This window comes from Parviterribacter kavangonensis, assembly GCF_056863335.1.
In genome coordinates, this window is sequence record NZ_JBXPJA010000002.1 from 69,961 (window position 1) to 90,024 (window position 20,064).

The 20,064-nt window shown below is 72.6% G+C and carries 20 protein-coding genes; 8 read left to right on the forward strand and 12 right to left on the reverse strand.

Features of this window, described 5'->3' with window-relative positions; translation table 11 throughout:
• Positions 1 to 159 precede the first annotated feature (159 nt).
• The 8 genes from AC1UE4_RS16075 to AC1UE4_RS16110 form a co-directional block, all read right to left on the reverse strand.
• Positions 160 to 1,845, reverse strand: a complete 1,686-nt coding sequence (locus AC1UE4_RS16075) for a cupredoxin domain-containing protein (protein WP_482918316.1) — start codon at positions 1,843 to 1,845, stop codon at positions 160 to 162.
• A gap of 62 nt (positions 1,846 to 1,907) precedes the next feature.
• Positions 1,908 to 3,140, reverse strand: a complete 1,233-nt coding sequence (locus AC1UE4_RS16080) for a cytochrome P450 (protein WP_482918317.1) — start codon at positions 3,138 to 3,140, stop codon at positions 1,908 to 1,910.
• A complete protein-coding gene (locus AC1UE4_RS16085; RefSeq protein ID WP_482918318.1) occupies positions 3,137 to 4,264 on the reverse strand; it encodes a thiolase family protein in 1,128 nt (375 codons plus the stop codon). Before AC1UE4_RS16085 ends, AC1UE4_RS16080 begins: the two co-directional genes overlap by 4 nt.
• Positions 4,261 to 4,626: a Zn-ribbon domain-containing OB-fold protein gene (locus AC1UE4_RS16090; RefSeq protein ID WP_482918319.1), complete on the reverse strand. Its 366-nt coding sequence runs from the start codon at positions 4,624 to 4,626 to the stop codon at positions 4,261 to 4,263. Before AC1UE4_RS16090 ends, AC1UE4_RS16085 begins: the two co-directional genes overlap by 4 nt.
• Positions 4,619 to 5,983: a phenylacetate--CoA ligase family protein gene (locus tag AC1UE4_RS16095; RefSeq protein WP_482918320.1), complete on the reverse strand. Its 1,365-nt coding sequence runs from the start codon at positions 5,981 to 5,983 to the stop codon at positions 4,619 to 4,621. Before AC1UE4_RS16095 ends, AC1UE4_RS16090 begins: the two co-directional genes overlap by 8 nt.
• Positions 5,980 to 6,720 (reverse strand): SDR family oxidoreductase, encoded by a 741-nt coding sequence (locus AC1UE4_RS16100; RefSeq protein ID WP_482918321.1) that lies wholly within the window; start codon positions 6,718 to 6,720, stop codon positions 5,980 to 5,982. The genes AC1UE4_RS16095 and AC1UE4_RS16100 overlap by 4 nt, the downstream gene beginning before the upstream one ends.
• Before the next feature lie 7 nt (positions 6,721 to 6,727).
• A complete protein-coding gene (locus AC1UE4_RS16105) occupies positions 6,728 to 7,072 on the reverse strand; it encodes an EthD family reductase (protein ID WP_482918322.1) in 345 nt (114 codons plus the stop codon).
• 98 nt (positions 7,073 to 7,170) lie between these two features.
• On the reverse strand, positions 7,171 to 8,169 hold the full coding sequence (locus AC1UE4_RS16110) for an alpha/beta fold hydrolase (protein ID WP_482918323.1): 999 nt from the start codon (positions 8,167 to 8,169) through the stop codon (positions 7,171 to 7,173).
• An 85-nt stretch (positions 8,170 to 8,254) separates the two neighbouring features.
• Between AC1UE4_RS16110 and AC1UE4_RS16115 the strand changes: the two genes are divergently transcribed.
• Positions 8,255 to 8,968, forward strand: a complete 714-nt coding sequence (locus tag AC1UE4_RS16115; RefSeq protein WP_482918324.1) for an acyl-[acyl-carrier-protein] thioesterase — start codon at positions 8,255 to 8,257, stop codon at positions 8,966 to 8,968.
• Here the strand turns inward: AC1UE4_RS16115 and AC1UE4_RS16120 are convergent.
• Positions 8,965 to 9,339: an SRPBCC family protein gene (locus tag AC1UE4_RS16120; protein WP_482918325.1), complete on the reverse strand. Its 375-nt coding sequence runs from the start codon at positions 9,337 to 9,339 to the stop codon at positions 8,965 to 8,967. The two genes, AC1UE4_RS16115 and AC1UE4_RS16120, sit on opposite strands and share 4 nt — an antisense overlap.
• 109 nt (positions 9,340 to 9,448) lie before the next feature.
• Here AC1UE4_RS16120 and AC1UE4_RS16125 point away from each other — a divergent pair, with 109 nt between their 5' ends.
• Together AC1UE4_RS16125 and AC1UE4_RS16130 are read left to right on the forward strand one after the other, a co-directional pair.
• Entirely contained in the window at positions 9,449 to 11,917 is a 2,469-nt protein-coding gene (locus tag AC1UE4_RS16125) for a beta-glucosidase family protein (RefSeq protein WP_482918326.1), read from the forward strand.
• 101 nt (positions 11,918 to 12,018) lie between these two features.
• Positions 12,019 to 12,579: a carboxymuconolactone decarboxylase family protein gene (locus AC1UE4_RS16130; protein WP_482918327.1), complete on the forward strand. Its 561-nt coding sequence runs from the start codon at positions 12,019 to 12,021 to the stop codon at positions 12,577 to 12,579.
• Positions 12,580 to 12,582: 3 nt separating this feature from the next.
• On the opposite strand, the gene AC1UE4_RS16135 is transcribed toward AC1UE4_RS16130, so the two are convergent.
• On the reverse strand, positions 12,583 to 13,206 hold the full coding sequence (locus tag AC1UE4_RS16135) for a TetR/AcrR family transcriptional regulator (RefSeq protein ID WP_482918328.1): 624 nt from the start codon (positions 13,204 to 13,206) through the stop codon (positions 12,583 to 12,585).
• A gap of 102 nt (positions 13,207 to 13,308) precedes the next feature.
• Here AC1UE4_RS16135 and AC1UE4_RS16140 point away from each other — a divergent pair, with 102 nt between their 5' ends.
• Together AC1UE4_RS16140 and AC1UE4_RS16145 are read left to right on the forward strand one after the other, a co-directional pair.
• Positions 13,309 to 13,902, forward strand: a complete 594-nt coding sequence (locus AC1UE4_RS16140; RefSeq protein ID WP_482918329.1) for a carboxymuconolactone decarboxylase family protein — start codon at positions 13,309 to 13,311, stop codon at positions 13,900 to 13,902.
• 27 nt (positions 13,903 to 13,929) lie between these two features.
• A complete protein-coding gene (locus AC1UE4_RS16145) occupies positions 13,930 to 14,751 on the forward strand; it encodes an SDR family NAD(P)-dependent oxidoreductase (protein ID WP_482918330.1) in 822 nt (273 codons plus the stop codon).
• Between the two features lie 33 nt (positions 14,752 to 14,784).
• On the opposite strand, the gene AC1UE4_RS16150 is transcribed toward AC1UE4_RS16145, so the two are convergent.
• Positions 14,785 to 15,111, reverse strand: a complete 327-nt coding sequence (locus tag AC1UE4_RS16150) for a DUF6285 domain-containing protein (protein WP_482918331.1) — start codon at positions 15,109 to 15,111, stop codon at positions 14,785 to 14,787.
• The gene (locus AC1UE4_RS16155; RefSeq protein ID WP_482918332.1) at positions 15,108 to 16,022 is read right to left on the reverse strand and encodes a phosphotransferase family protein; all 915 of its coding nucleotides are present in this window, start codon (positions 16,020 to 16,022) and stop codon (positions 15,108 to 15,110) included. The genes AC1UE4_RS16150 and AC1UE4_RS16155 overlap by 4 nt, the downstream gene beginning before the upstream one ends.
• 131 nt (positions 16,023 to 16,153) lie before the next feature.
• On the opposite strand from AC1UE4_RS16155, the gene AC1UE4_RS16160 reads away from it, so the two are divergent.
• The 3 genes from AC1UE4_RS16160 to AC1UE4_RS16170 are packed head-to-tail and all read left to right on the forward strand — an operon-like array spanning position 16,154 to position 20,041.
• Positions 16,154 to 18,148, forward strand: a complete 1,995-nt coding sequence (locus AC1UE4_RS16160; protein WP_482918333.1) for an acetoacetate--CoA ligase — start codon at positions 16,154 to 16,156, stop codon at positions 18,146 to 18,148.
• 3 nt (positions 18,149 to 18,151) lie between these two features.
• Complete coding sequence (locus AC1UE4_RS16165; RefSeq protein ID WP_482918334.1) at positions 18,152 to 19,435, forward strand: acyl-CoA dehydrogenase family protein; 1,284 nt, start codon at positions 18,152 to 18,154, stop codon at positions 19,433 to 19,435.
• 12 nt (positions 19,436 to 19,447) lie between these two features.
• Positions 19,448 to 20,041 carry a TetR/AcrR family transcriptional regulator gene (locus AC1UE4_RS16170; RefSeq protein ID WP_482918335.1) on the forward strand — a complete coding sequence of 198 codons (594 nt, stop codon included), beginning with the start codon at positions 19,448 to 19,450 and terminating at the stop codon, positions 20,039 to 20,041.
• The last annotated feature ends 23 nt before the right edge of the window (positions 20,042 to 20,064 follow it).

The window sequence follows — 20,064 nt, forward strand, 5'->3', positions numbered from 1 at the left end:
GCTGCGGCCCGGTCTCGACAGGGGACGAGAACCGAGCGATGCGTCCTGCCGTCTCCTATCTGGGGGCTGGAGACGACCGGATCGCGTGATCGGCGACGCTCTCAGGTTCCGGTGCGTTGCGTTGGGGAAGTCTCTCCCCGGCTACAGGGCAGCCGTCGCCTACGCCTTGACCTTCTTGCGCGGCACGACCTTGAACGACCCGCGCATGAAGGGGTGGACCCGGCAGAAGTACGTGTACGTGCCGGGGTTCAGGTTCTTCGGGGTCTTCCAGGTCGCCGAACCAACGCAGCCGGCGCGGATCGCTCCCATGAGGCCCTTCTTCGGCCCGCACTTCGCGTCCGGCGCCGGCTTGTCGACGACCGCGGTCATCGGGATGCCGTTGTCGGCGTCGGGGTAGAAACCGCCGAGGTTCGCGGTCGGGCCGTAGCCGAGCTCGCCCGAGTCGAAGAGGCCGCGCCCGTTCGCCAGCGGGAACGAGATGCCGCTGCCGCGGTTGCACGGCGCCGCGCAGGCGGTGACCGTGTGGAACCGGATCGTCAGCGGCTGGTCGGCGTTGACGAACGTCAGGCTCCTGCCCTGCACGACCTGCGGCGGCAGGCCGCGCTTGCCGGGCATCGTCAGGTCGCCCTGGGAGTAGACGAAGTTGCGGATCGTCACGCGCGACAGGAACGGCCCCGGACGCAGGCGGATCGAGTTCGCGTAGGCGGCGTTCACCCTGCGCGTGCCGGCCGGGTCCTTGTTCTCCGGCAGCCGGCCGTGCGTGAGGTAGTCGGTCTGGTCGACCTGGCCGGTGAACGGGTCGACGCCGCCCTCGTCGCCCTTCGTGATGCCGACGACCATGATCCCCATGACCTCGTACCACGACGCCTTCGTCGTGTCGTACGTCGCGTTCGTGCTGAGCACGTCGCCCTTCTTGATGCGCACCCGCCAGTTCGGACTGGTGGCGCTCATGGCGACGTCCCACGACACCGCGCCGCTCGGCTCGTAGTAGTTCGCGCGCGACCGGAACACGCGCACGGTCTTGCCGTCGCGCGTGATGTTCAGGTCGGTCCACAGCCCGCCCGGGTGCAGGTGGCCAGCGGTCGAGACGAGCGTCGCGTCACGGTCGGCGACCCACTGGTTGCGCGGCCGGTTCGGGCGGTCCGGGTACGGGTTCTTCGCCTCGTCGGGGTACGTGAACCGCCGGTCGGCGCCGCCGCTGCCCTTGATCGCGTTGAACACCGGGTACGGCTTGATGCCCTGCACGTCCATCCACTGCGTGTCGATCTCGTGGATGTTCGCGGCCTCGGGCGCCGTGTCCGGGATGAACCACAGCGTGTACGTCAACACGACGTCGTGCGACTGGCCGACGAGGTCGTGGATCATGTGGTTGATGACCCAGGTCTGCTTGGTCGTGTAGCGCCAGCCGTAGCCGTCCGGGGCGTTGAAGTTCGTCTTCTCCTCGCCCGCCGCGAAGACCGGCTTGAAGTCGACGAGCCACACCGCGTGGTGCAGGTGGACCTCCGAGACTGGCGGGTTCTTGCCGGTCTTCGCGTCGACCAGGCCGGGCCGGAAGCCGACGATCCAGCCGTCGACGTTCGGCCGCTCCTGCTGCACGTCGATGTCGATGAGGTTCTGCCCCGGCCGGATCTTCATCGGGCCGAACTTGTAGGTCAGCACCTGCGCGCCGGGCGGCGGCGCGGGGTCGCGGACCGGGATGTCGACGGCCGCGCGCTTGAACGCCGAGGCCGGCGCGTCGAGGCGCTGCTCCTTGCCGATGCGGCTCGCGGAGGCCGGCGCGGCGACGAGCGCGCACAGCGCGATGAGCGATGCGAGGAGCGTGAGCGCACGCACGGGCAGGGACATGGAAGCGGGACCTCTCCGGCTCTCGGTGTGGGACGTGCCGCCATCCGTGCGGCCGACGCAGTCTATGCGGTAGATGCGAACGCAACCGGGAGCGCGGCGAGCGATCGCGACAGCAGCGTCGGCTTCCACCGCAGCTCCTCGCCGTCGACGAGACGCAGGTCCCGCAGCTGGTCCAGGACCCGGGGGAACACGATCGCCCCTTCCAGACGGGCGAGCGGCGCGCCGAGGCAGTAGTGCGTCCCGATCCCGAACCCGATGTGCGGGTTCGGCGACCGCGTCAGCACGAGCTCGTCGGGGTCGTCGAACTTGGCGGGGTCGCGGTTGGCGGCGGCGAGCACGAGGTACGCGCGATCGCCCGCGCGCAGCCGCTGGCCGCGCAGCTCGGCGTCGGCCGCCATGACGCGCGCGCTGATGCGCGCGGGCCCGTCGAAGCGCATGAGCTCCTCGACCGCCGGCCGGATGACGGCGTCCGGATCGGCGGCCAGCAGCGCGGCCTGATCGGGGTGGCGCAGCAGCGCGAGGATGCCGCTCGAGAGCAGGTTCGTCGTCGTCTCGTGCCCGCCGAACAGCAGCAGCGTGCACATCGCGATCAGCTCGTCGCGCGTCAGCGCGTCGCCATCCGGCGTGCGCACGCTCACGAGGTGCGTGAGCAGATCGTCGCCATCCGTCCGCTCGGCGTGGTCGATGAGCCCCTCGAAGTAGTCGACGAGCTCCGCCATTCCGGCCTGCGCGCGCTCGTGGCGCGACTCGTCGTCGACGGCGCCGAACACGAGCGACGCGACGTCCTCCGACCACGCCTTGAAGCGGTCGCGGTCCGACGGCGGCACGCCGAGCAGCTCGGCGATGACGATCGCCGGCAGGGGGAACGCGAGGTCGGCGACGAGGTCCGCCTTCCCGGTCCCGCGGACGCCGTCGAGCAGCTCGTCGGTCGTCCGCTCGACCGCCCCGCGCAGGCGCGCGACTGCGCGCGGGGTGAAGGCCCGGTTGATGAGGCCGCGCAGCCGCCGGTGCTCGGGGCCGTCCTTGAACACCATCCAGCCGACGAGCACGCGCAGCGTGCGGATGAGCGGCTCCGGCCCGCCGCTCGCCTCCAGCCGCGCGAGCACCGGCGCGACGCGATCGGACGAGAAGCGCGGGTCGCGGTGCGCGGCGTCGCAGTCCTCGAAGCTCGTCAGCAGCCACGCGCGGTAGCGCTCGCTCCAGTGCACCGGCGCGTGCTCGCGCAGCTCCGCGAGCACCGGGTACGGGTCGGCGAGCGTCTCGGGCGACAGCAGGTCGGGGTCCGACGCGATCATCCGCCGAGCACCGCCACGACGGCGCCGTTGCCGTCGATCCCCGAGACGCCGCCGCCCATCGTCTCGACGACCGCGACGCGCGCGCCCTCGACCTGCCGGCCGCCGGCGTAGCCGCGCAGCTGCCACACCGCCTCGGCGACCTGCGCGAGGCCCGTCGCGCCGAGCGGGTGACCGCGCGACAGCAGTCCGCCCGACGGGTTCACCGGCTGCGCGCCGCCGAGCGCCGTGCGGCCCGACTCGACGAGCTCGCCCCCGCCGCCGACGTCCGCCATCCCGAGCGCCTCGGTCGTGACGACCTCGCCGATCGTGAACGCGTCGTGCACCTCGACGAGGTCGGCGTCCTCGATCCCGAGGCCGGCCTCCTCGTACGCCGCGCGCGCGACGTCGCGCACGAGGTCGAAGCCCCACACGTGGTCGCTGCGGTGGTCCCACAGCGCGCCCGAAGACAGCTGCGACCCGCGGATCGGGACGTCGCGGGCGCCGCCGCGCTCGCGGCCGACGACCGCCGCCGCGGCCGCGTCGGAGATCGGGCAGCACTGCAGCAGCGTCAGCGGGTCGGCGATCATCCGCGACGCCAGCACCTCGTCGACCGTGTGCTCGCCGCTGTACTGCGCGCGGTCGTTCGCCAGCGCGTGCCGGTGGTTCTTCACCGACACGAGCGCGAGCTGGCGCTCGGTCACGAGGCCGTCATGCAGGTACCGCGCGGCGGACATCGCGTACAGGCTCGGCAGCGCCATGCCGGATCGCCCCTCGGCGTCGGTCGCCTCGGGATGGATCGCGCCGCCGAACGCGCTCGTCATGTGCTCGACGCCGAGCGCGAGCACGGTCTCGTAGCGCCCCGCGAGCACGGCGGCGCGCGCCTCGTGCAGCGCGGTCGTCCCGCTCGCGCACGCGTTCTCGACGGTCACGACCGGCACGCCCGTCACGCCGAGCGTGTGCAGCACCCGCTGCGCGACGCCGGGCGCGCCGAACACCGTGCCGACGTAGACCGCGTCGACGTGCTCGACCTCCGCGTCGCGGAACGCCTCGAGCACCGCGTCCCACACGAGCTCGGCCGACGTGCGGTCGCGCTGCTTGGCGAACCGCGAGGTGCCGACGCCGTAGACCGCCGCGCCGCCGCTCATGCCGCCCGCACCGCCACGTCGCCGCCGTCGTCGAGAGCCGCCACGCGGACCCGCGAGCCGACCGGCAGTGGCGCGTCGCCGCCCGTGTGGACGAGCACGCGCGGGCCGTCGTCGAGGTCGACGTAGGCCAGGCCGTAGGGCGGCTCGCGGCCCGGGACCGGCACGCGCACGCTCGTCGCGCTCCACACCGTCCCGCCCGGCCCGAACGTCGCCGGCTCCACCGCGCCCCCGCACACGGGGCAACGCGGCCGCTGCGTCGCGACCGGATACCGGCAGGCGGTGCAGCGCACGCCGGCGACCGCGTGCTCGCCGTCGCCGGTCGCGACGACGCGGGGGCGCGGATCGGGGAGCGGCTCAGCCATCAGCGGCCGGCAGGCGCCGGTCCACCACGCGCTTGGCCTTCAGCGTCGCGCGCTCGTACGTCTCCGGCGCGACCAGCTCGACGCCGAGGCGGACCTGGCAGTGGTACCTGACCGCTTCCGCGGCGCGCGCCCGGATCGCCTCGCGCTCGTCGTCCGGCACCGCGTCGTCGAGCAGCTCCGCGCTGACGAGCACCTCGTCCATCTCGCCGCGGCGGTCGACGAAGACGCGGAACTCGAGGCCCAGCCCGGGGATCTCGCGCAGCGCGTGCTCGATCGCGGACGGGTACACGTTGACGCCGCGGACGACGAGCATGTCGTCGAGCCGTCCCAGGATCCCCTCGGCCAGCCGCGGGTACGTGCGCCCGCACGGGCAGGGCTCGGAGGTCATGATCGCGGCGTCGCCCGGCGCGAAGCGGATCATCGGCTGGGAGGTGCGGTGCAGGTGCGTGTAGATGATCGCGCCGCGGTCGCCCTCCGGGATCGGCGCGTTGAGGTCGTCGCCGCTGACGACCTCCGTCCACACCTCGTCGTTCCACAGGTGCGGGCCGGTCATCTCGGTGCACTCGGTGTTCGTGCAGAACGGGAACATCTCCGACGTCGAGCCCGAGTCGCACACCGTCTCGAGGCCCCACGCCTCCAGGAGCTTGCGCCGCGTCGACGGGATCGAGCCGCCCGCCTCGCCGCCGACGACGACGCGCTTCAGCGGCGAAGCCGCCGGGTCGTAGCCGAGCGACCGCGCGACCTCCGCCATGTGCAGCACGTACGAGGGCGTTGCCTCGAGCACCGTGCTGCCGAGCCGGAACAGCAGCTCGACGTGGCGCTTCGTGTCGTTGGCGCCGATGGGGAAGCAGCTCGCGCCGAGCTTCTCCGCGCCGTAGAGCACGCCCCAGCCGCCGAAGAAGAGGCTGAACGGGAACGCGAACTGGACGAGGTCGTCGGGCCGCACGCCCATCGCCCACTGCGTCAGCGCGAACACGTCGGCCGCGCGCTCCCAGTCCTCGCGCCCCACTCCGTAGACGGTGGGGATGCCCGACGTCCCGCTCGACGAGTGCACCCGCGCGACGTCGTGCGGGTCGATGCCGAGGTAGCTGCCGTAGGGCGGATGCTCCTCCTGGTCGGCGACGAGCATCTTCTTCGTGATCACAGGGCAGCGGCGCGTGAAGTCGTCCCACGTGCGGACCTGATCGGGATGGAAGCCCGCGGCGTCCCAGTGGCGGCGGTAGAACGGGATCCGCTCGTACGTGCGCGCGAGCTGCACCTTGAGCTGCTCGAGCGACGCGGCGTCGCGCTCGGCCGCCGGCTTCGTCTCCCGGACGGGGTCGAGGCAAACGCGATCGGCGGCCGGCGCGACGCTCACAGCAGCGAGATCCCGCCGTCGACCGAGATGTTCTGGCCGGTGACCATCGAGAACGCGGGCTTTGACAGCGCCTCGACGACGTCGGCCGCGTCCGACAGCTCGACGCCGCGGCCGGTCGGGTTCGCCTTGGCGGCCGCCTCGAGCCGCTCCTTCCACACGCCGTTCGGGAACATCGCGCGCAGCGCGGTCGTGTCGACCGCGCCGGGGCCCACCGAGTTGACGCGGATGCCCTTCTTGGCGACCTCGACCGCGAGGTACCGGACGAGGTGCTCCGACAGCGCCTTCGCCGAGCCGAGCGAGCCGTAGCCGGGGATGACCCGCCGGGCCCCGCGGCTCGTCAGGAAGAACACCGTGCTGCCCTCGCCCATGAGCGGCAGCGCCTCGCGCACGAGGTGCACGAGCGTGGTGCCGTTCAGCCGGATCGCGTCCTCGAGCTCGTTCGGGTCGGCCTCGAGCAGCGGACCCTGCACCGTCTTGGCCGCCGCGTGCACCAGCTGGTCAAGGCGGTCCGTGTGCTGCCGGACCTGCTCGATCAGCTCCCGCGTGCCGTCGGCCGAGGTGATGTCGACCTTCAGCAGATGCGCGTTCGCGCCGCCCGCCTCGATCGCCGCGGCGGCCTCCTGCGCCGCGTCGTCGTTGGCGTGGTAGTTGACGAAGACGTCGTTGCCCGGCGTCGCGAAGCGCTCGGCGATCGCCCGCCCGAGCCCGCTCGACCCGCCCGTGACGAGGATCGCCATCGGCCGGCTACGACCGGGCGGGGATCTCGCCGACGACCTCGTCGCCCATGGCGACGTCGAGCGTCACGCCGAAGCGCTCGATCATCCCGCCGGCGTCCGCGCGGGTGGCCGCCCACTCCTCGGACTGCTCGGCCTCGTGCAGCGCCTCGTGGCTCGGGAAGACCATCTCCGCGATGCGGAAGAAAGGCGCCTCGGTGCCCTCGAACGAGTCGCCGCCGGTCTTCGTCAGGACGATGCGCTCGAGGTTCGGCGCCTTCGACGCGAGCGGGACGTGCACGTTGAGGTAGTGGTCCTCGAACGCCTGCTCGTCCTCGGGCTTGGGCGCGGACCACAGCGCGTAGAGCTTGTACATGCAGCTGCCTCCTTCGGTCGGGGCGCTCACGCTGCCACTCCGCGCCGCGCGCGTCGCGGCCGCCGCGTGCACGCGTTGTCGGAACCCACGATCCGGCGCTACACGGGGGCGACGTCCCGCAGGAAGGCGAGCAGCGCCTCGTTGACCTCGTCCGGGCGCTCCTGCTGGGTCCAATGCCCGCACTCCGGCAGGAGGAGGTTCGTCCGCAGGTCCGGCACCTCGTTCGGGAAGTTCTCGTAGATCTCGGGGTTGGCGACGATCACGACGTCGCCCTCGCCGGCGACGAAGCACGCGGGGACGGTGATCTTCGCGCCGACGAAGGCGCGCATCTCCTCCCAGGTCGCGTCCGCGGCGCGGTAGTAGTTGAGCGCCGCCGCGAAGCCCGAGCGCTCGAACTCGCCGACGTAGTGGTCGAGGTCCTCCGGGGTCATCCACGACGGGAAGTCGCCCTTCGGGAACGCGAACGCCTCGTCGAGCCGGTCGTTGCGGGCGAGCTCGCCGAGCGTGACCTCCTCGGGCGGCGCGTCGCCGGACAGCGAGAAGAAGAAGCCGGTGAGCCAGCGGCGGAGGTCCTCCTCGATGTCGGCTTCGGCCCGGCCGACCTGGTTGAAGTAGAGCTGGTAGTGGAAGGCCTCGCCGGTCTCGCGGTCCATCGAGACGCTCGGCAGGATCGTGTGGTCGCCGGTGAACGTCGTGCGCGCGCCGTAGTACGGGACGCTGAGGCTGGCCACCGACGTGAAGAGGTCGGGCCGCAGCAGCGCCGCGTTCCACGCGACCGGCGAGCCCCAGTCGTGGCCGATGATCGTCGCCGTGTCGTGCGGCATCGAGGCGAGCAGGCCGACCATGTCGCCGACGAGCTTCGGCTGCGTGTACTTCGTGCGGTCCAGCGGCTTCGAGGACCGGCCGAACCCGCGCAAGTCGGGCGCGACCACGTGGTAGCCCGCCTCCGAGAACGCCTTGAGCTGGTGGCGCCAGGAGTACCAGCTCTCCGGGAAGCCGTGGCACAGGATCACGCAGGGGCCGTCCTCGGGCCCGGCCTCCACGTAGTGCAGCCGGATGCCGTTGGCGTGGACGGTGCGATGCGCGAGCTCGGACATCGCGCGATCTTCTCCCGGGCCGCACGCGGTCTCCGCGCCGAGCCCGGGCGGTGTTGGAGGAACCACCCGTCCCTACGATCGGGCGGTGCCCTTCACCGACCTCGCCGAGTGGCCCGGCGTCGGCCGCGCCTACGCGGAGCCGGTGCGGGCGGGCGTCGACGCGGCCGCGCCGAACGGCCGGGTGCGGCTCGACGCGATCGCGCGCTGGCTGCAGGACGCGGCGTACTGGGACCTCGTCGACGCGGGGTGGCCGCAGCCCGCGCCTTGGTTCGTGCGGCGCCTGCGCCTGCGCGCCGAGCGGTTCCCTCTCTTCGGCGAGACGCTCGAGCTGACGACGTGGTGCTCGGGGCTCGGCAGGGCGGTCGCCGAGCGGCGCACGTCGCTGCGCGGCGCCCGCGGCGCGCACGTCGAGGCGGTCGCGCAGTGGATCGCGGTCGACCCGGCGACGCAGCGGCCCGCGCCGCTGGACGAGCGCTTCCTCGACCTCTACGCGCCGTCGGCCGCCGGGCGCAGGTCGCGGACGAAGCTCCACCACCCCGCGGCGCCGCCGGACGGCGCGGCGCGGCGGCCGTTCACGTTCCGCGCGTCGGACCTAGATCCCGCCCGGCACGTCAACAACGCGGCGTACTGGTCCGTGCTCGAGGAGGAGCTCACCGACCACGACGCGGCGACGCCGCTCGACGCCGAGGTCGAGCACCGCAGCGCGACCGGGGCGGGCACGGTCGACGTGCTCGCCGACGGCGCCGGCCGCTGGGTCGTCGCGGACGGCGAGGTCGTCGCGACGTTCGCGCTCGGCTAGACCTCGGCCTCGACGAGCCGCCGCATCGCGTCGAGCGTCCCCGCGACGTCGTGGTCGGCGTGGTCGACGTGCGTGGTGTGCAGGCCGAGGGTGAGCATCGCGCCGCCGTCGTCGTCGGGCTCGACCTGCAGCCACCCCTTGTAGCCGCTGTCGGTGCCCCACTCGATCTTGCGGTTGGCCTCGTCGGTGGTGAACGACGCCTCGCCGTGCTGGGTGTGGCCGCCGTACCGCGCCTCGACCTCGACCTTGTCGCCGTGCGCGTCGACCTTGGTCAGCTGCGGCACGAACTGGGCGAGGCTCTTCGGATCGCGCAGGGCGGCGAAGACCTGGTCGGGCGTCGCGGCGACGTGCTGCGAGTGGACGTGCTCCATGGACGGACACTACCCGCGCGCGGGTCGGGCGCGGGCGAACTTCGACGGCGGCGGCGGCCGATCTCCAGACTCCGGGTGCGTCCACCGACCCGGGGGTCCCGTTCCCGTCATGCCGTCCCGCCCGCGCCTGCTTCCGGCGCTTCTCGTCGTCCTCGCCGTGCTCGTCCCCGGCACGAGCGCGCATGCCGCCGGCCGCTGTGGCGACGTCGCCGCCCGCCCATGGTGCGACACCGCGCTGTCGCCCGACGCGCGCGCCGAGCTGCTGCTCAAGACGCTGACGCAGGACGAGAAGGTCTCGCTGCTGGCGGGCGACGAGCTGACCGGCGTCGCCGGCCGCGAGGGCACGCACACCGGGACGAGCAACGGCGTCGAGCGCGTCGGCCTGCCGCCGATCTACTTCAGCGACGGCCCGGTCGGGACGCGGCAGGGCAAGGCGACCGGCATGCCGTCGCCGATGTCGCTCGCCGCGTCGTTCGACCCGATGCTCGCGTTCCGCCACGCCGAGGTCGTCGGCGACGAGGTCAAGCGCAAGGGCAACGACGTCGTCTACGCGCCGGCGATGAACATGATGCGCACGCCGCTCAACGGGCGCACGTTCGAGTACTTCGGCGAGGACCCGTTCCTCGCCGGCAAGATCGCCGCCGGCTGGGCGCGTGGCGTGCAGTCGGTCGGCGTCATCGCGAACGCGAAGCACTTCGCGGTCAACAACCAGGAGGGCTCGCCGGCGCCGGTGCAGCCGCCGGGCCCGCTCGGCACCGCGGGGGAGGGCAACCGCCTCGCGGTCAACGCGATCGTCAGCGAGCGCGCGCTGCGCGAGATCTACCTGCCGCAGTTCGAGGCGACGATCAAGGAGGGCGGCGCCGGGTCGGTCATGTGCGCGTATCCGCGCGTCAACGGCCAGTACGCCTGCGAGAACAGCCACCTGCTCGAGGACGTCCTCAAGGGCGACTGGCAGTTCAAGGGCTTCGTGCTCACCGACTACGGCGCGGCGAAGAGCACGATCAACTCGCTCAACAACGGCCTCGACCTCGACATCTGGCCCGCGCTCGCCTACCAGCCGCCGCTGGTGAACGCCGCGCTCGCGAGCAACCAGGTCTCGACGGACACGCTCGACGAGCACATCCGCCGCCAGCTGCGCACGCTCTTCGCGTTCGGCTTCTTCGACCGCGACGCGTACGAGGACGACACCAAGTCGATCGACCAGGCGGCGCATGACGCCGCGGCCGCCGACATCGAGACGAACGGCATCGTGCTGCTGAAGAACGACGACCCGAAGCTGCTGCCGCTGAGCAAGGCCGAGATCGGCAAGCTCGCGCTCATCGGCCCGGAGGCCAACGCGATCAAGGACGGCGGAGGGTCGTCGGCGATCGACGAGTTCAAGCTCACGACGCCGAAGGACGCGTTCGAGGCGGCGCTCGGGAAGGACAGGGTCGTCTTCGCCGACGGCAGCGACACCGCCGCGGCCGTCGAGGCGGCGAAGGGCGCCGACGTCGCCGTCGTCGTCGTCGGCGACAAGATGACCGAGGGCTCCGACAAGCCGTGCATGGGCCTCAACTGCGGCCAGACCGACGGCGTCGATCGCGACGCGCTCATCGAGGCGGTCGCGGCCGCCCAGCCGAACACCGTGGTCGTGCTGCAGAGCGGCGGGCCGACGCTCACGCCGTGGCGCGGCAGGGTCCGCTCGCTCGTCGAGGCGTGGTTCCCCGGCCAGAACGGCGGCACCGCGATCGCGCGGGTGCTGCTCGGCGAGGCGGAGCCCGGCGGGCGCCTGCCCGGCACGTTCCCGGTGGCGGAGGCGGACGAGCCCGTCGCCGGCGATCCCGAGGCGTACCCCGGCGTCGGCGAGACCGTCCGCTACAAGGAGGACGTCCTCATCGGCTACCGCTGGTTCGACGAGAAGCGCAAGGACGTCGCGTTCCCGTTCGGCTTCGGCCTGGCGTACACGACGTTCGGCTTCTCCGGCCTGCGGCTCGAGCCGTCGAGGGACGCCTCGAAGGTCGTCGTCAGCGCTGTCGTCGAGAACACCGGCGCGCGGACCGGATCGGCGGTCCCGCAGCTGTACGTGGGGATGCCCGAGCCCGACGACAAGACCGTCCAGCCGCCGTTCCAGCTCAAGGGCTTCGAGAAGGTCAAGCTGACGCCGGGGCAGCGCAAGCGCGTGACGTTCACGCTCGACGACCGCGCGTTCTCGTACTGGGCCGGGTCCGGCTGGCGCGTCGCAGCCGGCTGCTACCGGATCGGCGTCGGCGCCAACTCGCGCGACCTGCCGCTGCAGGGCGTCGTCGGGCGCGGCGCCGAGTGTCCCGGGGCGCTGCAGCTGCCGGTGAGCGCGAAGGCGTGCGGGTCCAAGCGCGCGTTCACGATCCACCTGCCCAAGCGCGTGAAGAAGGCGACCGTGAAGGTGGCCGGCAAGCGCGTGAGGACCAAGCGCCGCGGCGGCCGCCTGACCGCGCGCGTCGACCTGCGCGGCAAGAGGGCGGGCCGGTACGTCGTCCGAGTCTCCGGCCGGACGAAGAGCGGCAAGCGCTTCGTGCAGACCCGCGTCTACCGGACCTGCGCCCGGAGGACGCGCGCCTGAGGCGCTGTGGGAGTCACAGAGGAAGCGCTTCGCGCCGGTTCGTTGCACCGCGTCGTGTGCCTAGCGTCCGTCGACGCCACATCGATGGAAGGAGCACTGCCGTGTCACGTCTGCCGCTCGCCGAGCCCGAGGCCCTGCCCGACTTCCTGACCGACCTCCACGAGGGGGCCGCCGAGGCCGACTGGTCGACCCGGCACGTCGCACGCGTCTTCGCCGCGAACCCCGACCTGCTCGAGCAGTACCTGACGGGCTTCTACTACCCGTGGCACACGAACACGGAGCAGGCCGCGCCCGTCGCGCGCCTGTCGCCGCGCCTGAAGGAGCTCGTCCGTCTTCGCATCGCCACGCTCAACGGCTGCCAGACCTGCAAGGCCGCGCGGCTCGCCGCCGACACGGTCGAGGAGCAGGAGGCGCTCGCGATCGACGGCTACACCGGCTCGACCGCGTTCTCGCCCGCCGAGAAGGCGGCGGTGGCGTTCGCCGAGATGCTCGCGATCGACCACCACAACATCGACGACACGCACATCGCCCGCCTGCGCGAGCACTTCGACGATGGCGAGATCCTCGAGCTCATGATGATGGCGGGCCAGTACATCGGCTTCGGCCGGATGCTCGCCGTCCTGCAGCTCGAGACCGTCGCCTGCCCGCTCCCCGCGATCTGAGCGTCAGGGGGCGTTCGGGTCGGTCCCCGCGGCGCCCGCTATGAAGAGCCAGAGGTCGTGCGCAAGCCGCTTCTGGCTCGGGCGCCGCGAGCGGGCCAGCGCGTTCGCGAGGACGCGCCGCATCCCGCCGATGATCATCGCGCCGCACAGCTCCGGGTCGCGGTCGGTCGGCAGCTCGCCGCGCTTCTGACCGAGCGCGACGAGGCCCGCGCACATATGGATCATCTCGTCGAGCTGGCGCGCCTCGTGGACGGCCACCTCGGCGTCGAGGTGCAGGTCCCACATCGCGACGCGCGCCAGCGGCTCGTTGTAGTGCCACGCGACGCCGATCGCGGTGCGCCGGCGCTCGCGCTCGGCCCACGTCCCGCCGGGCGCCGGGTTGATGCCGAGCACCTCGGCCCGGTAGCGCCCGTAGAAGTCGTCCATCACCGCCGCGATGAGCCCGGCGCGGTTGCCGAACTGGCGGTAGATCAGCCCGACGGACATCCCGGCGCGCTTCGCGACCGAGTCGACCTCGAGCGCGCCGTGGCGCTCGGCCAGCTCCTCGGCGCCGGCCCGCAGCAGCTTGCCGCGGCTGATCTCGCTGCGCGACGGAGCGGGGTCGGCGGCGGTCCTGACGGTGGCCATGTGCGTCTCACCATAGACCTCGCTCCGGTCCGGTTGACCGGGTCCACGGGCGCCGGTAGAGTGAACTCAGTTCACTCGACGACGACCCGGAGGCCCTCCTTGGTGAACACCCGCGGCTTCCTGCCGAAAGCCGACCGCGACGACCTCGACGACGCGCAGCGCAAGCGCCTCGAGCGGTGGTACGCCCACGCCTACGAGGACGACAACATGTTCCTGACGCTCGCGCGTCGCCCCGGCCTGATGGACGCCGTCTGGGCGTGGATCGGCTACACGTACGGCGGCGGCTCGAGCATCGACCCGGAGCTCTTCGAGACCGTCCGCCAGCGCCTCGCGTTCAACACCGAGTGCCTGCACTGCAGCGCGGTCGAGCCGAAGCACTCCGATCGCGCGGATCAGGAGCGCCGCGACAAGGTCCTCCAGGACCTCTTCGACTACGAGCGCGCGGACTTCGACGAGGCGACGAAGGCGGCGCTGCGCTTCGCCGACCGCCTCAGCGGCGACGACCACCTCGGCTTCGACCAGGACGAGTTCGACGCGCTGCGCGAGCACTTCACCGACGAGCAGATCCTCGACCTCGGGATGCAGATCGCCTTCTTCATGGGCTGGCAGCGGTTCAACGGCGCCATGGGGATCCTGCCCGACAGCTGGCAGGACGGATCGACGCTGCCCTGGGAACGGGCCCGGCAGCTGAGCTGAACCACCCTTACGGAGGAGAGAGAAGGGATGTCCGACACCACCCTGCCGACGCTGGTCCAGTGCGGCGAGTCGCCACTGGCGGCAGAGGACGTGCTGAACGGGTTCCGGCTCGACGGCCGGCGCGCGGTCGTCACCGGCGCTTCCGCCGGCATCGGCAAGCGCATCGCCCGCGTCCTGCATGCAGCGGGCGCCGAGGTCGCCGTCGCGGCCCGGCGCGAGAGCCTGCTCGACGACTTGTGCAACGAGCTCGGCGAGCGCGCCATCGCGGTGCGCTGCGACGTCAGCGACGAGCGCGACCGCGACGCGCTGATGGACCGCGCGATCGAGGCGTTCGGCGGGGTCGACCTGCTCGTCAACAACGCGGGCGCGCTCGACGTCGCCCCGTCGGAGGAGCAGGACCTGCAGCACTTCCGCGACACCGTCGAGACGAACCTCGTCGCGACGTTCCACCTCTGCCAGCGCGCGGCGCGCAGCATGTTCGAGCACCGAGGCGGCTCGATCGTGAACATCGCGTCGATCCTCGGCCTCGTCGCCGGCACGCCGTTCACGTGCGCGGGCTACTGCTCGAGCAAGGGCGGCATCATCAACCTCACGCGGGAGCTCGGCGCGCAGTGGGCGCCGCGCGGCGTCCGCGTCAACGCCATCGCGCCGGGCTACTTCCCGACCGAGATGACCTCGCACGCGCAGACGAGCGAGGACGCGATGGGCTACATCGCAGCCAACACGCCGATCGGTCGCATGGGCTTCGAGCACGAGATCGACACGGCGGTCCTCTTCCTCGCGGGCAGCGGCAGCTCGTACGTCACCGGCCAGACGCTGGCCGTCGACGGCGGCTGGACCATCCGCTAGCGACCCAGCCGCGGGGGGCGGCGGCCGCGGGCTTCAACCGGGCTCGCGGCCGTCGTCGGCAACTGCGTCCCAGCCCGGGTGGGCGACGCGGACCTTCGCGCGGACGTCCTCGCGCAGCACCGCCGCCAGCTCGAGCAGCCGGTCGTCGCACGCGCCCGACCGGATCCGGGCGGCCAGCTCTCGCTCCTCGCTCCGGTCCGGCGCGTACGCCTCGACCTCCCTGGCGACGATGCCGCAGACGTTCGCCGCGACGCGGACGAGGAAGCGGTCCTCGGCCGGCAGCGCCGGCATGACGCGCTCGCGCAGGAGGTGCTCGACCTCGCGCAGCAGCTCGTGGGCGTCGGGGCGGTCGTGGGTCACGGGATCATCGCCAGCAGGTCCCACTCGGCCTCGCACGTGCGTCGCCCGATCGCCGCCAGCTCGAGCGAGCGCACGTCGCCCGACAGGTGCCGGTCGGCCTGGCGCAGGCACAGCACGCCCCAGCGCAGGTTGCCGAGCGTCTCCCAGAACCGCAGCCGCTCGGGGCCGATGCGCTGGCCGCCCGCGGCCTCGTAGGCGGCGAGCAGCTCGCGCCGGCTGCCCAGGCCGGCGGCGGGCTTGTCGTCGGCGCCGAACCGCCACGACCGCACGCACAGCCAGCCGAGGTCCTCGGCCGGGTCGCCGGTGTGCACGAGCTCCCAGTCGAGCACGGCCGTGAGCCCGTCCTCGTCGACGAGCACGTTGCCGAGCCGGAAGTCGCCGTGCACGATCGACGGCGCCGAGGCCGGCTCCGGGAGGTGCGTGCGCAGCCAGCGCAGCCCCAGCTCGAGCGCCGGGTGCGGCTCGTCGTAGCGGTGCAGCTCGGCCTCGAGGGCGTCGAGCTCCGCCTCGGCGCCCCAGCCGGGCGCGACGTCGCCGGGGTCGAGCCGGTGGATCGCCGCGGCGGCAGCGGCAAGCTGGCCGAGCAGGCGCGTGCGTGCGCGCGCGTACCGGTCGTCGCGCAGGATCCGCCGTGCGATCGCCTCGCCGGGCATGCGCCGCAGGACGAGCCCCTCGCCGTCGCTCCAGAGCGGCTCGGCCACCGGGACGCCGGCCGCGTGCGCCGCCCGCAGCGCCCGCAGCTCGCGGGCCGCGGTGCCGTGCGTTCTCAGCAGCACGAGCGGCACGGTCCCGCCGGGCGTCGTGGCGTCGAACCCCCACAGGCCGCGCGACGCGCCGCCGGGCAGCGGCTCCGGCTCGGTGACCGCGGTGGCGCCGAGGACGCGGCGCGCCTGCTCGGCGAGGCCTTCCATCGAGTCGCGATCATCGCGGGTCGGGCGCCCGGAGCGGGAGCCCGCCGTCTGTGGTCCTCACAGCCGCGCCGTTTGACCGGTTCCGGAGGTCGAACTACGTTCGGGCACATCCCCCGACGAGGACGAGGCAGATGAGCGAAGGCGCGGAGCAGGGCGCCGTCCTGTGGCAGCCCACGGCGGAGGAGCGAGAGCGCTCCCCGCTCGGCACGTTCACCGCTTGGCTGCGCGAGCATCGCGGCCGCAGCTTCGACGACTACGAGTCGCTGTGGCGGTGGTCGGTCGACGAGCTCGAGGAGTTCTGGGGCGCCATCTGGGACCACTACGACGTCGGCACGAAGGACGCCGAGGTCGTGCTGCCCGAGCGCGTCATGCCGGGCGCGCGCTGGTTCGAGGGCGCCGAGCTCAACTACGCGCACGAGATGCTGCGCCGCGCGGCGCGCGATCAACCGGCGGCGATCTTCGTCGCCGAGGGCAGCGACCCGGTGGGGATCGGCGCCGACGAGCTGGAGGGGCAGGTCGGCGCGCTCGCGCAGGCGCTCCGCGACCTCGGCGTGCAGCGCGGCGACCGCGTCGCGGCGTTCCTGCCGAACGTGCCCGAGGCGCTCGTCGGCCTGCTCGCCACCGCGGCGATCGGCGCGATCTGGACGTCGGTGGCGCCGGACTTCGGCACGCAGACCGTGCTCGAGCGCTTCGCCCAGGCGGGCCCGAAGGTGCTCATCGCGGCCAACGGCTACCGCTTCGGCGGCAAGCGCTACGACCGCCGCGACGAGCTGGCCACGCTGCGCGATCAGCTGCCGACGATCGAGGCGACGATCCTCGTCCCGGTGCTCGAGGAGCTCGAGCCGGTCGAGGACACGATCCCGTGGGCCTCGACCGTCGCCGAGCCGCGCGCCCCCGAGTACGAGCAGCTGCCGTTCGACGCGCCGCTGTGGATCCTCTTCTCGTCGGGCACGACCGGCACGCCGAAGGGGATCGTGCAGTCCCACGGCGGCATCGTGCTCGAGCACCTAAAGGCCGTCGCGCTCGGGTCGGGCGTCCACCCCGGCGACCGCGTCTACTTCTTCTGCTCGACGAGCTGGATGGTGTGGAACTGGCTCATGGGCTGCCTGCTCGGCGGTGCCGTGCCGGTGCTCTACGACGGCAGCCCCGGGTTCCCCGACGTCATGGGCAGCTGGCGCGTCGTCGCCGCGACCCGGGCGAACGTGATGGGCAGCGGCGCCGCGTACCTCACGGCGTGCGAGAAGGCCGGCGCCGAGCCCGGCCGAGACCTCGACCTCTCGAGCCTGCGCGGCGTCATCTCCACCGGGTCGCCGCTGCCGTTCAGCACGTGGGGCTGGGTCTACGACCACGTGAAGCCCGACGTCCGGCTCGACTCGAGCTCCGGCGGCACCGACATCTGCGGGTCGATCATCTCCGGCTCGCCGTGGCTGCCCGTCTACCGGGGCGAGCTGTCGCACGCGTGCCTCGGCGTCCGGGCCGAGGCGTTCGACGAGCAGGGCCGCCCCGTCGTCGGCGAGGTGGGCGAGCTCGTCATCCGCGAGCCGATGCCGTCGATGCCCGTCTTCTTCTGGGGCGACGAGGACGGCTCGCGCTTCCGCGACGCGTACTTCGCCCGCTTCCCCGGCGTGTGGACGCACGGCGACTGGGTCGAGTTCACCGAGCGCGGCAGCGCGATCATCAGCGGCCGCTCCGACGCGACGCTGAACAAGGCCGGCGTGCGGATGGGCTCGGGCGACATCTACGCGATCGTCGACCCGCTGCCCGGCGTCGCCGACAGCCTCGTGATCGGCATCGAGCTGCCCGACGGCGGCTACTACATGCCGCTCTTCGTGGTGCTCGAGGAGGGCGCGTCGATGGACGACGTGCGCGAGCGCATCCGCCAGGCGATCCGCAGCGGCCTCTCGCCGCGCCACCTGCCCGACGAGGTCGTCGAGGCGCCCGCGGTCCCGCGGACCTTGACGGGCAAGAAGCTCGAGATCCCGCTCAAGCAGGTCCTGCAGGGCACGTCGAAGGGCATCGCCCGCGGCGCGGTCACCGACGCCGATGCGATCGACTGGTACGACAAGTTCGGCCGCGAGCACGTCGTGCCGAAGCTGTCGCGCCAGGCCGCGACGTCGGAGCGCTGAGCGGTGGACCTCTCGATCCCCGCGTCGATCACCGATCGCATCGCGTCGATCGACCGCTTCATCGACGAGCAGATCGTCCCGCTCGAGCAGGAGGGCGACAACGCCCGCTTCTTCGACCACCGGCGCGAGTTCGCCCGCACCGACATGGAGCGCGGCGGGATCCCGGCGGCCGACTACGAGGAGCTGCTGGCGGAGGCGCGCCGCCGGGCGGACGCCGCCGGGTTCTGGCGGCTCGCGCTGCCCGAGGAGTGCGGCGGCGCCGGCGCGTCGAACCTCGAGATCGCGCTCATCCGCGAGCACCTCGCGCACCGCGGCGTCGGCCTCCACAACGACCTGCAGTGCGAGTTCTCCGTCGTCGGCAACCTCATGGTCGCCGAGCTGCTCGACGTCTTCGCGACGCCCGAGCAGCGGGCGGAGCTGCTGGAGGCCGAGATCACCGGCGACGTGCGGATCGCGTTCGGCCTCACCGAGCCGAACCACGGCTCCGACGCGACGCACATGGAGACGCACGCGCGGCGCGACGGATCGGACTGGGTCATCAACGGCGCCAAGCGCTTCAACAGCTGGATGCACAGCGCCACGCACGACCTCGTCTTCGCGCGCACGTCCGGCGCGCCCGGCGAGGCGCAGGGGATCACCGCGTTCCTCGTGCCGACCTCGACGCCCGGCCTCGACGTCGAGTTCTTCTGGTTCACGCTGAACATGCCGACCGACCACGCAGAGGTGCGCATCCGCGACGTGCGCGTGCCGGCCGGCGCGGTGCTCGGCGAGGTGGGCGAGGGGCTCGCGGTCGCGCAGCGCTTCGTCCACGAGAGCCGCATCCGCCAGGCCGCCGCCAGCGTCGGCGCGGCGCAGTTCTGCATCGACGGCGCGGTCGCGTACGCGCGCGAGCGCACCACGTGGGGCAAGCCGCTCGCCGTCAACCAGGCGATCCAGTGGCCGCTGACCGAGCTGCACACGGACGCCGAGCTCGTGCGCGGGCTCGTGCGCCGCACGGCGTGGGAGCTCGACCGCCACAGCCAGCTCGAGGTCACCCACCTCGTGTCCATGGCGAACTTCCGCGCGAACCGGCTGGCGTGCGAGGCGGCCGACCGCGCGATGCAGGTGCACGGCGGCCTCGGCTACACGCGCCACCTGCCGTACGAGTTCATCTACCGCCACCACCGGCGCTACCGGATCACCGAGGGCGCCGAGGAGGTCCAGATGCGCAAGGTCGCGGCCGAGCTGTTCGGGTTCGCGAAGCGGCACGCGCCGGCGCCGGCGGAGCCCGTGGCCGCAGCGACGTAAGATCGCTCGCCGATGAAGGAGTCGGTCGCGCTGCGACAGGAAGCCCGCCGCCGCGCGGTCCAGGAAGCGGCGCTGCGCGTGTTCTCCGCGAAGGGCTACCGCGCGGCGTCGATGCAGGACATCGCCGCGGAGGCGGGCATGGGCAAGGCCTCGCTGTACCACTACGTCCGCAGCAAGGAGGACGTCCTCACCGAGCTGTACGAGGAGGTGCTGCGCGAGAACGTCATCGCCGTGCGCCGCATCGCCGATCAGCAGATCGGGGCGCTCGAGGCGCTGCGCGAGGTGATCGTCGACCGCGTCGTCTACACGTGCGACAACAAGGCGCTGCTCAACGTCTTCTTCGAAGAGGAGGCGGAACTGCCGCCGCGGCTGCACGCGCGGCTCATCACCGTCCGGCGCGAGTACGAGGACGCGATCATCGGGATCGTCCGGCGCGGGGTGGAGGCCGGCGACCTGCGCCTGAAGACGACGCCGCGCATCTACGTCAGCACGATCCTGGGCGCGGCGAACTGGGTCTACAAGTGGTTCGACCCACGCGGCGCGCTGTCGCCGCGCGAGCTCGGCGAGCACATGGCCGACGCGCTCATCCACGGCGTCGCGACCTGACTTTCGACCGGCCGGTCGAACTT

Excerpts from the sequence above, each read along its gene's own strand:
- AC1UE4_RS16105 (WP_482918322.1), bottom strand. The coding sequence starts at position 7,072 with ATGTACAAGCTCTACGCGCTGTGGTCCGCGCCCAAGCCCGAGGACGAG.
- AC1UE4_RS16100 (WP_482918321.1), bottom strand. The coding sequence starts at position 6,720 with ATGGCGATCCTCGTCACGGGCGGGTCGAGCGGGCTCGGGCGGGCGATC.
- AC1UE4_RS16080 (WP_482918317.1), bottom strand. The coding sequence starts at position 3,140 with ATGATCGCGTCGGACCCCGACCTGCTGTCGCCCGAGACGCTCGCCGAC.
- AC1UE4_RS16085 (WP_482918318.1), bottom strand. The coding sequence starts at position 4,264 with ATGAGCGGCGGCGCGGCGGTCTACGGCGTCGGCACCTCGCGGTTCGCC.
- AC1UE4_RS16120 (WP_482918325.1), bottom strand. The coding sequence starts at position 9,339 with ATGGAGCACGTCCACTCGCAGCACGTCGCCGCGACGCCCGACCAGGTC.
- AC1UE4_RS16155 (WP_482918332.1), bottom strand. The coding sequence starts at position 16,022 with ATGGAAGGCCTCGCCGAGCAGGCGCGCCGCGTCCTCGGCGCCACCGCG.
- AC1UE4_RS16170 (WP_482918335.1), top strand. The coding sequence starts at position 19,448 with ATGAAGGAGTCGGTCGCGCTGCGACAGGAAGCCCGCCGCCGCGCGGTC.
- AC1UE4_RS16075 (WP_482918316.1), bottom strand. The coding sequence starts at position 1,845 with ATGTCCCTGCCCGTGCGTGCGCTCACGCTCCTCGCATCGCTCATCGCG.
- AC1UE4_RS16090 (WP_482918319.1), bottom strand. The coding sequence starts at position 4,626 with ATGGCTGAGCCGCTCCCCGATCCGCGCCCCCGCGTCGTCGCGACCGGC.
- AC1UE4_RS16160 (WP_482918333.1), top strand. The coding sequence starts at position 16,154 with ATGAGCGAAGGCGCGGAGCAGGGCGCCGTCCTGTGGCAGCCCACGGCG.
- AC1UE4_RS16145 (WP_482918330.1), top strand. The coding sequence starts at position 13,930 with ATGTCCGACACCACCCTGCCGACGCTGGTCCAGTGCGGCGAGTCGCCA.
- AC1UE4_RS16125 (WP_482918326.1), top strand. The coding sequence starts at position 9,449 with ATGCCGTCCCGCCCGCGCCTGCTTCCGGCGCTTCTCGTCGTCCTCGCC.
- AC1UE4_RS16135 (WP_482918328.1), bottom strand. The coding sequence starts at position 13,206 with ATGGCCACCGTCAGGACCGCCGCCGACCCCGCTCCGTCGCGCAGCGAG.
- AC1UE4_RS16110 (WP_482918323.1), bottom strand. The coding sequence starts at position 8,169 with ATGTCCGAGCTCGCGCATCGCACCGTCCACGCCAACGGCATCCGGCTG.